This is a genomic window from Acidovorax sp. GW101-11A03 (assembly GCF_059424825.1).
This window is the reverse complement of record NZ_JBWKZU010000017.1, coordinates 1-12,318: the sequence shown is the minus strand read 5'-3', so window position 1 is coordinate 12,318 and position 12,318 is coordinate 1. Positions and strand designations below refer to the sequence as shown.

The following is a 12,318-nucleotide window of genomic DNA, read 5'->3' as shown; positions in this document are numbered from 1 at the left end:
AAGGATGAAGGGGAGACGTGCGACTCGACCAAACCCAGCTTTCTCCAGTTCAGCGGATCTCGGTTCGACCACTTTGAAGTTGTATTTCCCCATGGCTATTTCTGATGTGGTTTAGATAGAAGTACTAAAAATTGAGTACTACTATAAAGGTGCACATCGTTGCCTACTGCACCGACCTCGGGTTTGGCGCCGCCCAGGGCGCGCAGATGCTGTCGCTCATGCTGGCCTGCGGCATCGTGAGCCGCCTGGTCTTCGGGCTCATCTGCGACCGCATCGGCGGCATCCGCACCCTGCTGCTGGGCTCGGCGTTGCAGGGGGTGGCGCTGCTGCTGTTTCTGCCTTACGACGGACTGGTGCCGCTGTACATCATCTCGGCGCTGTTCGGCCTGTTCCAGGGCGGCATCGTGCCGACCTACGCCATCATCGTGCGCGAGCACTTCGCGCCCGCCCAGGCCAGCGTGCGCGTGGGTGCCGTGATCATGGCCACGCTGGTGGGCATGGCCCTGGGCGGCTGGCTGTCGGGCTGGATCTTCGACATCACCGGCAGCTACCACGCCGCGTTTGTGAACGGCATTGGCTGGAACCTGCTGAACCTGTCCATCACCGGCTGGCTGTTTCTGCGGGTGCGCAGAAATACTCAAAACTGATAGCTATCAAGACATGGTGGACAAGCGGTAACGGCCAATTTGGCTTGTTTTTCAGCGGGCCCGCATGCCCAGGATGGCCGCGCCAATGATCATCACCGTCGCCAGCGCAATGCTGGCGCTGAACTGGCGCCCGCTCACCACGATCAGCAACGCGGTGGAGGCCAGGGGCGTGATGTAGCTCAGGATGCCGATGTGCCGCGCGTCGCCCAGCTTGAGCGCCTTGTCCCACATGAAAAACGACGCCCCCAGCGGCCCCAGGCCCAGCACGGCCAGCAGCGCCCAGTCGCGCGGCTGCAGGCTGGCGGCGGGTTCCAGCGCCACATGGCACAGCAGCGAGAGCACGCCCGAGACCAGCCCGAACAGCCCGATGGCCGTGGTCGGGAAAGCCGCCACGCGCTTGGTCAGCAGCGAATAGGTGGCCCAGATGAAGGCGGCTGCCAGCGCGGGCAGGTAGCCCCATGCCAGGGTGCCGCTCAGCTCGCGCCCGCCGGCAATCGCAATGGCCGCGCCCCCAAAACCCAGCAGTGCCGCCAGCACATGGGGCAGGCGCAGCGCCACGCCGGGCAGCACCACGGGCGAAAGCACCACGATGAACAGTGGCCAGAGGTAGTTGACCAGGTTGGCTTCGACCGGCGGCGCGTGGCGCAGCGCGATGAACAGCAGGAAGTGGTAGGCGAACAGGCCGTACACCCCCAGCGCCAGCGTGCGCAGTGGAATGCGCCACTGCGACGGATCGCGCAGCACAAATGGCCAGGCGGGCACGCTGCCGATGATGAGCGCAATGCCCGTGAGCAGGAACGGCGGAACATGGGTGAGCGACACGCCCAGTGAGGCGAGGGAGGCCCACAGCGCGATGGCGCCCAGGGCGTAGAGGTTGGCTTGCATGGGCCGAGCTTAAGCGCGCCGGCCGTCGCGCAATGGCGGTAGATCGTCGCGCGCCAGGGGTTGTCCGGCGTCAGAGCCTGTTGTTCAAGCCTGGTGAGTGCGGCGCAGTGCGGCCGTCAGGGCCGAGGGCGAACGGTAGCCTGTGCGCCGCGCCACTTCAGCCACCGCCATGCCCGTGCCACGCAGCAGCCGCGCGTGCGCCAGGCGCTGGCTGCGCAGCCAGGCCATGGCGCCCATGCCCTGGTCGTCCCGGCAACGGGCGGCAAACTGGCTGGGGCTCAGGTGCACCTGCGCCGCCAGATCGGCCACGGTCAGCTCGGTGTGCCACTGCCGCGCCGCCCATTGCTGCAGCGCAAGCCAGTCGATGGGGCGACGGGTGGGGGCCGGGGCAGTGTGTGCGCGTGCGGCAGATCCGCACCCATCGGCCAGCCAGGCCTCGCGCAGCAAGGCAGGGCCGTGGGCCAGCGCCAGCGGGCGGCCCTGCTGCAGCGCGCTGGCCAGGTAGTGCGCCAAGGGCAGCGCCTGGGCGGGCGGGGCCGTCGCCGCTGGCGGGCACGAGAGTGCCGCCCAGGCCGGGTGGGCGCTGTCGAGCACCAGGCACAGGCTGCCCCCGGCGGACTCGAAATCGTGCCGGTCCCCCGGGGCAATGACACAGCCCCCGCCGGCGGCCACCCGCACGCCGCGCCCTTCCACCTCCAGCTCCAGGGCGCCGGACAGCCCCAGCAGGACCTGGAAGTGGTCGTGGCGGTGGCTGCCGGGCGAGGCGCCGTAGCGGCGCAGGGAGAGCTGGTCTGGGGCATGCATGGGATTGCTCCGCCGCAGACGGTGGGTGTGCGCCGGGGCTCAGACCCCGGCCGCGTGCGCCTGCTGGTCTGCGTGGTAGCTGCTGCGCACCATGGCGCCCACGGCGGCGTGGCTGAAACCCATCTTGTAGGCTTCTTCCTCGAACATCTTGAAGGTGTCGGGATGCACGTAACGGCGCACGGGCAGGTGGCTGTTGCTGGGCGACAGGTACTGGCCGATGGTCAGCATGTCGATGTTGTGTTCGCGCATGTCGCGCATCACCTGCAGGATCTCTTCGTCCGTTTCGCCCAGGCCCACCATGATGCCGCTCTTGGTGGGAACGTTGGGGTGCAGGGCCTTGAACTTTTTCAGCAAATTCAGGCTGAACTGGTAGTCAGAGCCTGGGCGCGCTTCCTTGTACAGGCGGGGCGCGGTTTCCAGGTTGTGGTTCATCACATCGGGCGGCGCGGCCTTGAGGATTTCGAGCGCACGGTCGTCGCGGCCGCGGAAGTCGGGCACCAGGATCTCGATCTGGGTGGTGGGCGACAGCGCGCGGATGTTCTGGATGCATTCCACAAAGTGGCCGCTGCCGCCGTCGCGCAGGTCGTCGCGGTCCACGCTGGTGATCACCACATACTTGAGCTTGAGTGCGGCAATCGTCTTGGCCAGGTTCAGGGGCTCGTCCTTGTCCAGCGGGTCGGGGCGGCCGTGGCCCACGTCGCAGAACGGGCAGCGGCGCGTGCATTTGTCGCCCATGATCATGAAGGTGGCAGTGCCCTTGCCGAAGCACTCGCCGATGTTGGGGCAGGAGGCTTCTTCGCACACCGTGTGCAGCTTGTGTTCGCGCAGGATCTCCTTGATTTCGTAGAAGCGCGTGGTGGGGCTGCCTGCCTTCACGCGGATCCAGTCGGGCTTCTTCAGCACTTCGCCTTGCTCCACCTTGATCGGAATGCGCGACAGCTTGGCCGCAGCCTTTTGTTTGGCCAGCGGGTTGTAGGCTTCGGTGGATTGCGCTTCGCGGACGACTTCAGGGGTGCTCATGGCTGTAGGCAGAGTTCAGGGCGCCAACCGGATGCTGAGCTGCTGGCCCAGCACCTGCGCGGCTTCTTCCCAGGTGGTGTGGACCCCGATTGTAGAAAGGTCCACTGTTTGCAAACCTGCGTAACCGCAAGGGTTGATGCGCGAGTAGGGTTCCAGGTCCATGGCCACATTGAGCGCCACGCCGTGGTAGGTGCAATGTCGGCTGACCTTGATGCCCAAGGCGGCGATCTTGCCCAGGCCGTCGAAGTCGGGGGCTGGAGGGGCGCCGGCGCCGGTTTGTTTTTGGGGGCGCTGGGGCAGCATGGCGTGGCTGTGGGGGGCGTGAAGGCGCACATAGATGCCAGGTGCGCCGCCCACGCGGTGGCCCGTGACGCCAAAATGAGCCAGCGTTCGGATCACGGCCTCTTCCACGCGGTAGACATACTCTTTGACGAAGTAGCCAGCACGCTGCAGGTCGATCAGCGGGTAGGCAACCACCTGGCCCGGGCCGTGGAAAGTGACCTGTCCGCCCCGGTTGGTTGCCACCACGGGAATGCTGCCGGGGGTCAGGATATGGTCGCTCTTGCCAGCCAGCCCCTGTGTATAGAGCGGCGCATGCTCGCACAACCACAGGGCGTCGGAGGTGTCGGACGTGCGTGTGGCCGTGTAGTCCTGCATGGCCTGCACGGTGGTGGCGTAGTCCACCCGGCCAAGGATCTGGGGGCGCACAGGCTCCGGCTTCGGGGGCGTGGTTGTAGACACGGGCCTACAGGACGACCTTGACCAGCGGGTGCGAGGACAGTGCTCGGTACAGGTTGTCGAGTTGTTCCCGGCTGGTTGCGGTGATGGTGATGGTTACTCCGAGGTAATTGCCCGCGCGGCTGTCACGCAGTTCAATGGTGCTGGCATCGAAGGTGGGGTCGAACTGGCGCGCCAGCTCGGTGACCGCGTGCACAAAGCCGTCCACCTTGGCGCCCATGACCTTGATAGGGAACCGGGAGGGGTATTCGATGAGCGAGTCTTTGCGTGGGTCGGTGGCCTGCTCGGCAAGGCCATTGGCGGGCGGCGGAGTGGTGGGTGTCATGGTGAAAAGCCCTTGGGTCTTTGCTTCGGTTTCAATAGCTGATGGCGCTGCGCCATTGTGCGCCAGAGGCCCGGTGGCATGGCGCGAGCCGCAGCTTTTGCGTGCGCCAATCCGGTGCAGGATGGGCCGTTTTGCCTCGTTGAACCCGTTGGCCTGTCACCACAACGGCGCACGCTGGCGCGCGGGTCACGCACCCGGTTTGCGGGTTTTTGCCGACTGCCATGGGTTTTTACTTATAATTAGAGGCTTTGTGAAAGTTGCAGTCTGTAACGCGGGCGTCATTCAACAATGAAAACAATCGCTCCTGAGACTGAAGCTGAGGCTGAAGAATCTGACTTCAAGCCCCTGACAGCCCAAGAGGCGGAGCAGTGGCGCAGTCGCAATCCTCCCATCTCGGTGTGGAAGGTGGTGGCAGGTCAGGCGCTGGTTGGAATGCTGGTGGCCCTGGTGGCCTGGGTTCTGACAGGCCGGGCGTCGGTGGGTTGGTCTGCAGCCTACGGCGCCGTGGCGGTGGTGGTTCCGGCGGGCTTGTTTGCACGGGGCGTGTTTCGCCGCAAGGCGTCGTCCGATCCGCGTGCAGCCATGCTGGGGTTCTTTGGTTGGGAAATCGCCAAGATCGTGTTGACGGTGGCGCTGCTTGCAGCGGCACCCCGGCTCGTGCCGGACTTGAGCTGGATGGCCTTGCTGGTTGGCATGGTGATCACAATGAAAACGTACTGGGCGGCACTGTTGGTGCGGTCTGGTGTCCGAAAAACCGATTGATAGTTACAAGAGAGTTGTCCGATGGCCGCAGAAGCGCACGCTCCGACTGCAAGTGAATACATCGTTCACCACCTGCAGCATCTTCAGAACGTCAACCAGACCAAGATTGTTGATTTCACCGTCATCAACTACGACTCGATCATTGTGGGTCTGGTTCTGGGTGTCCTCACTCTTTTGATTTTGTGGTCCGCTGCCCGCAAGGCAACCTCCGGCGTGCCCGGCCGCTTCCAGGCAGCCGTGGAAATGCTGGTCGAGATGGTGGACAACCAGGCCAAGGCCAACATCCACAACGCTGAAAGCCGCAAGTTCATCGCCCCCCTGGGTCTGACGGTGTTCGTCTGGATCTTTCTGATGAACTTCATGGACATGCTGCCTGTGGATCTGCTGCCCGCCATCTGGGCCAAGATCTACGGTGCTGCCGGTCACGACCCGCACCATGCCTACCTGCGTGTTGTGCCTACGGCCGACCTTTCGACCACCCTGGGCCTGGCATTTGCCATCCTGATCCTGCGCTTCTGGTACAGCGTCAAAATCAAGGGCGCCGGCGGCTGGGCCCACGAACTCGTTTCTGCTCCTTTCGGCACCAGCAAGAACCCCATCTTCGCCCTGATTCTGGCGGTGGTGAATGTGCTGATGCAGATCATTGAATATGTGGCCAACACCGTATCGCATGGCATGCGGTTGTTCGGCAACATGTACGCCGGTGAACTGGTGTTCATGCTGATCGCCCTGATGGGTGGCGCAGCTGCACTGTCGCTGTCGGGTGTGCTGCTGCCTGTGGGCCACGTCATCGCTGGCACCATCTGGACGCTGTTCCACATTTTGGTGATCTCGCTGCAAGCGTTCATCTTCATGATGCTTGCGCTGATCTACCTCGGTCAGGCGCACAACGCGCACTAAACGGTTCCCTTTCGTTTCTCTTTCCTTTTCAACTTTTCTTTTTTAACTCAGGAGTCATCATGGAAAACATTCTCGGTCTCGTCGCTCTGGCTTGTGGTCTGATCGTTGGTCTGGGCGCTATCGGCGCTTCCATCGGTATCGCACTGATGGGTGGCAAGTTCCTCGAATCGTCGGCACGTCAGCCTGAACTGATCAACGAGCTGCAAACCAAGATGTTCATCTTGGCCGGCCTGATCGACGCTGCGTTCCTGATCGGTGTTGCTATCGCTCTGCTGTTCGCCTTCGCCAACCCCTTCGCTTCCACGTTCTTGGCCAACCTGCCCAAGTAATTCCCACTCAACGCCACTCTAGAAAGGTGTTGCCGTGAGTATCAACGCGACCCTGTTCATTCAGGCCATCGTCTTCCTGATCCTGGTGTGGTTCACGATGAAATTCGTGTGGCCCCCGATCGCGAAGGCGTTGGATGAACGAGCCCAGAAAATCGCCGAAGGCCTCGCTGCTGCCGACCGTGCCAAGTCCGAATTGACCGCTGCCAATCAGAAGGTCGAGAAGGAACTGGCGCAGGTGCGCAACGAAACGGCCTCGCGTCTTGCGGACGCCGACCGACGTGCCCAGGCCATCATCGAAGAAGCCAAGGCACGCGCCACGGAAGAAGGCAACAAGATCGTTGCTTCCGCCCGTGCCGAAGCCGAGCAGCAAACGGTGCAAGCCCGCGAAGCCCTGCGTGAGCAGGTCGCAGCGCTGGCCGTCAAGGGTGCAGAGCAGATTCTCCGCAAGGAAGTCAATGCCGGCGTTCACGCCGACCTGCTCAACCGCCTGAAGACCGAGCTGTAAGGGGACACACATGGCTGAACTCGCCACCATTGCCCGCCCTTACGCCGAAGCCCTGTTCAAGGCCGCTACTGCGGGTGCGGGCATGGACCTGGCCAGCACTGCTGACTGGGTCGATGAACTGGCGGCCATTGCCGCCCACCCCCAGTTGCGCCAGCTGGCGGACAACCCCAAGGTGACGGCAGACCAGGTGTTTGCCGTCTTCACGGGTGTTGCGCGTTCGGCTCTGCCTGACACGGCCAAGAACTTCTTGCGCACGGTCATCGACAACGGGCGCCTCGCCGCGCTGCCGGAAGTCGCTGCACAGTTTCGTGCCCTCGTGAATGGCCGCAGCGGCTCGTCGGATGCTGTGGTGCACAGCGCCTTTCCGATGGACGCTGCCGCACTGGCCGATGTCGGCACTGCGCTGGAAAAGCGCTTTGGCCGCAAGCTCAACCTCACCGCTCAGCTGGACGAGTCCCTGATCGGTGGCATTCGCGTAGTGGTGGGTGACGAGGTGCTGGACACTTCGGTCAAGGCCCGTCTTGAACAAATGAAAGCGGCCCTCACCGCGTAAGCGCGGCGAGGACAGCGAACCAAAGAAAGAAGGAAAGAGTCATGCAACTCAATCCCGCAGAAATTTCTGAACTCATCAAGAGCCGCATCGAAGGTCTGGCCGCCAGCAGCGATATCCGCAACCAGGGTACCGTGGTGTCCGTGTCCGACGGTATCGTGCGCGTTCACGGCCTGTCGGACGTGATGGCTGGTGAAATGCTTGAGTTTCCCGCCACCAAGGACGGTCAGCCTTCCTTCGGCCTGGCTCTGAACCTCGAGCGCGACTCCGTCGGCGCCGTGATTCTGGGCGAGTACGAGCACATCTCCGAAGGCGACACCGTCAAGTGCACGGGACGCATTCTGGAAGTGCCCGTGGGCCCCGAACTGGTCGGCCGCGTGGTGAACGCCCTGGGTCAGCCGATCGACGGCAAGGGCCCCATCAATGCCAAGCTCACTGACGTGATCGAAAAGGTCGCACCGGGCGTGATCGCCCGTAAATCGGTGGACCAACCCCTGCAGACCGGCCTGAAGTCCATCGACTCCATGGTGCCCGTGGGCCGTGGCCAGCGCGAGCTGATCATCGGTGACCGCCAGACCGGCAAGACGGCCGTCGCCATCGACGCCATCATCGCCCAGAAGGGCCAGGGCGTGACGTGTATCTACGTCGCCATTGGCCAGAAGGCTTCGTCGATCAAGAACGTGGTGCGCGCGCTGGAACAAGCCGGTGCCATGGAATACACGATCGTGGTGGCCGCATCGGCTTCCGAATCGGCTGCCATGCAGTACGTGTCGGCCTACTCCGGCTGCACGATGGGCGAGTACTTCCGCGACCGCGGCCAGGACGCCCTGATTGTTTATGACGACCTGTCCAAGCAAGCCGTGGCTTACCGCCAAGTGTCGCTGCTGCTGCGCCGTCCACCAGGCCGCGAAGCCTACCCTGGCGACGTGTTCTATCTCCACAGCCGCCTGCTCGAACGCGCAGCCCGCGTGAACGCCGACTACGTCGAAGCCTTCACCAAGGGTGAAGTCAAGGGCAAGACCGGTTCGCTGACCGCACTGCCGATCATCGAAACGCAAGCCGGCGACGTGTCCGCCTTCGTGCCCACCAACGTGATCTCGATCACCGACGGCCAGATCTTCCTGGAAACCTCGCTGTTCAACGCTGGTATCCGCCCCGCCATCAACGCCGGTATCTCGGTGTCCCGCGTCGGTGGTGCTGCCCAGACCAAGCTGGTGAAGAACCTGTCCGGTGGTATCCGTACCGACCTGGCCCAGTACCGTGAGCTGGCTGCGTTCGCGCAGTTCGCTTCCGACCTGGACGAAGCCACCCGCAAGCAGCTGGACCGCGGTGCCCGCGTGACCGAACTGCTCAAGCAGGCACAGTACAGCCCCCTGTCCATCTCGCTGATGGGCGCGACGCTGTTTGCTGTGAACAAGGGCTTCATGGACGACATCGACGTCAAGAAGGTTCTCGACTTCGAACACGGCCTGCACCAGTTCCTGAAGACCAGCCACGCCGCACTGCTGGCCAAGCTGGAACAGGCCAAGGCCATGGACAAGGACGCAGAAGCCGAATTGACCGCTGCCATCGGCGCGTTCAAGAAGTCGTTCGCTTAAACCGGACGAGGAGCCATCATGGCAGCAGGCAAGGAAATACGCGGCAAGATCAAATCGGTGGAGAACACCAAGAAGATCACCAAGGCCATGGAGATGGTGGCTGCATCCAAAATGCGCAAGGCGCAGGACCGGATGCGCGCTGCCCGTCCCTACAGCGAGAAGATCCGCAACATTGCAGCCAACCTCGGCAAGGCCAATCCCGAATACGTGCACCCGTTCATGAAGGTGAACGATGCCAAGGTAGCGGGCGTGATCGTGGTGACGACCGACAAGGGCCTGTGCGGCGGCATGAACACCAACGTGTTGCGCGCCGTGACGACCAAGCTGCGTGAGTTGCAAGGCGCTGGTGTTTCGACGGAGGCCGTGGCCATTGGCAACAAGGGCCTGGGTTTCCTGAACCGCGTCGGTGCCAAGGTGGTTTCGCATGTGACGGGCTTGGGCGACACGCCTCATCTGGACAAGCTGATCGGCCCCGTGAAGGTGCTGCTCGATGCGTACGCGGAAGGCAAGATCAACGCGGTGTACCTGAGCTACACCAAGTTCATCAACACCATGCGCCAGGAATCGGTCGTGGAGCAGCTGCTCCCGCTGTCGTCCGAGCAGATGCAGGCCGAGAAGACTGAGCATGGCTGGGACTACATCTACGAACCCGATGCCCAGACCGTGATCGACGATCTGCTGGTCCGCTACGTCGAATCCCTGATCTACCAGGCCGTTGCGGAAAACATGGCGTCCGAGCAGTCGGCGCGCATGGTGGCCATGAAGGCCGCCACCGACAACGCAGGCAGCGTCATTGGCGAGTTGAAGCTGGTCTACAACAAGACGCGCCAGGCAGCGATCACGAAAGAACTTTCGGAAATCGTGGCTGGCGCCGCTGCTGTGTAAGCAGCTCAACCAACATCTAAATTGGAGCGAAAAATGGCTCAAGTGCAAGGCAAGATTGTTCAATGTATCGGCGCTGTGGTGGACGTTGAGTTCCCGCGCGACCAGATGCCCAAGGTGTATGACGCCCTCAAGCTGGAGGGTTCTGCCCTGACGCTGGAAGTGCAGCAGCAACTGGGTGACGGCGTGGTGCGTACCATTGCCCTCGGCTCGTCCGACGGCTTGCGTCGTGGCCTGATGGTCACCAACACCGGCAACGCCATCACCGTGCCCGTGGGCAAGGCCACTCTGGGCCGCATCATGGACGTGCTGGGCAACCCCATCGACGAGCGCGGTCCCGTGGGCCAGGAACTGACGGCCTCCATCCACCGCAAGGCCCCTGCGTACGACGAACTGTCGCCTTCGCAAGAGCTGCTGGAAACCGGCATCAAGGTGATCGACCTGGTCTGCCCGTTCGCCAAGGGCGGCAAGGTGGGGCTGTTCGGCGGCGCCGGTGTGGGCAAGACCGTGAACATGATGGAACTCATCAACAACATCGCCAAGGCCCACAGCGGTCTGTCGGTGTTCGCTGGTGTGGGCGAGCGTACCCGTGAAGGGAACGACTTCTACCATGAAATGGCCGATTCCGGCGTGGTGAACCTGGAGAAGCTCGAAGAGTCCAAGGTTGCCATGGTGTACGGCCAGATGAACGAGCCCCCAGGCAACCGTCTGCGTGTGGCGCTGACCGGTCTGACCATCGCCGAGTCCTTCCGTGACGAAGGCCGTGACGTGCTGTTCTTCGTGGACAACATCTACCGCTACACGCTGGCCGGTACCGAAGTGTCCGCTCTGCTGGGCCGTATGCCTTCCGCCGTGGGCTACCAGCCTACGCTGGCCGAAGAAATGGGCCGTCTGCAAGAGCGTATTACGTCGACCAAGGTCGGCTCGATCACCTCCATCCAGGCCGTGTACGTGCCTGCCGATGACTTGACCGATCCTTCGCCTGCCACCACGTTCGCCCACTTGGACTCCACCGTGGTGCTGTCGCGTGACATCGCCTCGCTGGGTATCTACCCTGCCGTGGACCCACTGGACTCCACCAGCCGCCAGCTGGACCCGAACGTCGTGGGCGAAGACCACTACGCCACGGCCCGTGCGGTGCAAGGTACGCTGCAGCGCTACAAGGAACTGCGCGACATCATCGCCATTCTGGGTATGGACGAACTGGCTCCTGAAGACAAGCTGGCCGTGGCCCGCGCGCGAAAGATCCAGCGTTTCCTGTCGCAGCCTTTCCACGTGGCCGAAGTGTTCACGGGCTCGCCAGGCAAGTACGTGCCTCTGGCCGAAACCATTCGTGGTTTCAAGATGATCGTGAACGGTGAATGCGATCACCTGCCCGAGCAGGCGTTCTACATGGTCGGTACCATCGACGAAGCCTTCGAAAAGGCCAAGAAGGTGGCCTGATTGCCCGGCGGCTGAGCGGCCCACAGCGGCTCAGCCCTCTGCAATCAAGCAACCCATCTTTTCCTAGGAGCAATGATGAACACCATCCACGTTGATGTGGTCAGTGCCGAAGAGTCCATCTTCTCCGGTGAAGCACGTTTCGTCGCGCTGCCTGGCGAGGCTGGCGAGCTGGGCATCTATCCCCGCCACACCCCGCTGATCACGCGCATCAAGCCCGGCTCGGTGCGCATCGAGATGGCCAACGGTGACGAAGAGTTTGTTTTCGTGGCCGGTGGCATTCTGGAAGTGCAGCCCAACTGCGTGACCGTGCTGTCCGACACCGCCATCCGCGGTAAGGACCTGGACGATGAAAAGGCCAATGCGGCCAAGGCATCGGCCGAAGAAGCGCTCAAAAACGCCAAGAGCGAACTGGACCTGGCCAAGGCACAGTCCGAACTCGCTGTGATGGCTGCCCAGATTGCGGCGCTGCGCAAGTTCCGCCAGAAGAAGTAATCCAGCCCCAGCGCTTGGAACAAGAAACCCGGCTGTGCCGGGTTTTTTTTTATGCCTGTGCGGCGGGTGGAGGGCGCGACGCGGGCCTCATGGGAGGGGAGGGCGCTCGGTCTCTCCCGCGCGATGCATGAGGTCGAAGGGGCCACTGCTTGCTCGTGTTGTTTCTGTTGAGGGGGTTGTCTGCAGTCTTCAACGGTCTGCAAGCCCGCGCAAAACATGCCAAAGCAAAAAAGGCCGGAGCCCCGCAAGGGACTCCGGCCTTTTTATGGCATTTGCACTTCGCGACCGGCCTGCACAGGCCGGCTGGAATTACATGGCGCTGAATTCGCCCGAAGGGATCTGACCCGTGCGCAGGGCTTCGGCAGCCTGGGCACGCACAGCAGCGCGGTCAGCCGTGGACTTGTAGGTCACCACGCGCGAACCAGCAGGCTCCTGACT

General features: G+C 62.9%; 14 protein-coding genes and 2 pseudogenes. 10 read left to right on the top strand and 6 right to left on the bottom strand.

Annotation, left to right across the window (positions count from 1 at the left end; genetic code table 11):
• Positions 1-146: 146 nt before the first annotated feature.
• A pseudogene (locus tag AC07Z7_RS09450) lies at positions 147-647 on the top strand (MFS transporter); the annotation flags it as partial.
• A gap of 51 nt (positions 648-698) precedes the next feature.
• On the opposite strand, the gene AC07Z7_RS09445 reads toward AC07Z7_RS09450, so the two are convergent.
• The 5 genes from AC07Z7_RS09445 to AC07Z7_RS09425 all read right to left on the bottom strand — a co-directional run bounded on the left by AC07Z7_RS09445 (position 699) and on the right by AC07Z7_RS09425 (position 4,419).
• Entirely contained in the window at positions 699-1,532 is an 834-nt protein-coding gene (locus AC07Z7_RS09445; protein ID WP_494766121.1) for a DMT family transporter, read from the bottom strand.
• 84 nt (positions 1,533-1,616) lie between these two features.
• Entirely contained in the window at positions 1,617-2,336 is a 720-nt protein-coding gene (locus AC07Z7_RS09440) for an AraC family transcriptional regulator (protein ID WP_494766120.1), read from the bottom strand.
• 39 nt (positions 2,337-2,375) lie between these two features.
• On the bottom strand, positions 2,376-3,356 hold the full coding sequence (gene lipA, locus AC07Z7_RS09435) for a lipoyl synthase (protein ID WP_494766119.1): 981 nt from the start codon (positions 3,354-3,356) through the stop codon (positions 2,376-2,378).
• 15 nt (positions 3,357-3,371) lie between these two features.
• Positions 3,372-4,013: a lipoyl(octanoyl) transferase LipB gene (gene lipB / locus AC07Z7_RS09430; RefSeq protein WP_494766133.1), complete on the bottom strand. Its 642-nt coding sequence runs from the start codon at positions 4,011-4,013 to the stop codon at positions 3,372-3,374.
• Positions 4,014-4,101: 88 nt separating this feature from the next.
• Entirely contained in the window at positions 4,102-4,419 is a 318-nt protein-coding gene (locus AC07Z7_RS09425; RefSeq protein WP_252662033.1) for a YbeD family protein, read from the bottom strand.
• A 288-nt stretch (positions 4,420-4,707) separates the two neighbouring features.
• Here AC07Z7_RS09425 and AC07Z7_RS09420 point away from each other — a divergent pair, with 288 nt between their 5' ends.
• The 9 genes from AC07Z7_RS09420 to AC07Z7_RS09380 all read left to right on the top strand — a co-directional run bounded on the left by AC07Z7_RS09420 (position 4,708) and on the right by AC07Z7_RS09380 (position 11,880).
• On the top strand, positions 4,708-5,181 hold the full coding sequence (locus AC07Z7_RS09420; RefSeq protein WP_094285969.1) for an ATP synthase subunit I: 474 nt from the start codon (positions 4,708-4,710) through the stop codon (positions 5,179-5,181).
• A 21-nt stretch (positions 5,182-5,202) separates the two neighbouring features.
• Positions 5,203-6,081 carry a F0F1 ATP synthase subunit A gene (gene atpB / locus AC07Z7_RS09415; protein ID WP_094285967.1) on the top strand — a complete coding sequence of 293 codons (879 nt, stop codon included), beginning with the start codon at positions 5,203-5,205 and terminating at the stop codon, positions 6,079-6,081.
• Positions 6,082-6,140: 59 nt separating this feature from the next.
• Positions 6,141-6,410, top strand: a complete 270-nt coding sequence (atpE, locus tag AC07Z7_RS09410; RefSeq protein WP_007847749.1) for a F0F1 ATP synthase subunit C — start codon at positions 6,141-6,143, stop codon at positions 6,408-6,410.
• A 34-nt stretch (positions 6,411-6,444) separates the two neighbouring features.
• Complete coding sequence (locus AC07Z7_RS09405) at positions 6,445-6,915, top strand: F0F1 ATP synthase subunit B (RefSeq protein ID WP_094285965.1); 471 nt, start codon at positions 6,445-6,447, stop codon at positions 6,913-6,915.
• Positions 6,916-6,925: 10 nt separating this feature from the next.
• On the top strand, positions 6,926-7,468 hold the full coding sequence (locus AC07Z7_RS09400) for a F0F1 ATP synthase subunit delta (protein WP_494766118.1): 543 nt from the start codon (positions 6,926-6,928) through the stop codon (positions 7,466-7,468).
• Positions 7,469-7,509: 41 nt separating this feature from the next.
• Positions 7,510-9,063 (top strand): F0F1 ATP synthase subunit alpha, encoded by a 1,554-nt coding sequence (gene atpA / locus AC07Z7_RS09395; RefSeq protein ID WP_094285961.1) that lies wholly within the window; start codon positions 7,510-7,512, stop codon positions 9,061-9,063.
• An 18-nt stretch (positions 9,064-9,081) separates the two neighbouring features.
• Entirely contained in the window at positions 9,082-9,948 is an 867-nt protein-coding gene (atpG, locus tag AC07Z7_RS09390; protein WP_094285959.1) for a F0F1 ATP synthase subunit gamma, read from the top strand.
• Positions 9,949-9,981: 33 nt separating this feature from the next.
• Positions 9,982-11,388, top strand: coding sequence for a F0F1 ATP synthase subunit beta (gene atpD / locus AC07Z7_RS09385; RefSeq protein WP_094285957.1), 1,407 nt, complete (start codon positions 9,982-9,984; stop codon positions 11,386-11,388).
• Between the two features lie 75 nt (positions 11,389-11,463).
• Complete coding sequence (locus tag AC07Z7_RS09380; RefSeq protein ID WP_063460851.1) at positions 11,464-11,880, top strand: F0F1 ATP synthase subunit epsilon; 417 nt, start codon at positions 11,464-11,466, stop codon at positions 11,878-11,880.
• 309 nt (positions 11,881-12,189) lie between these two features.
• Here AC07Z7_RS09380 and AC07Z7_RS09375 read toward each other — a convergent pair.
• A pseudogene (locus AC07Z7_RS09375) lies at positions 12,190-12,318 on the bottom strand (DUF4148 domain-containing protein); the annotation flags it as partial.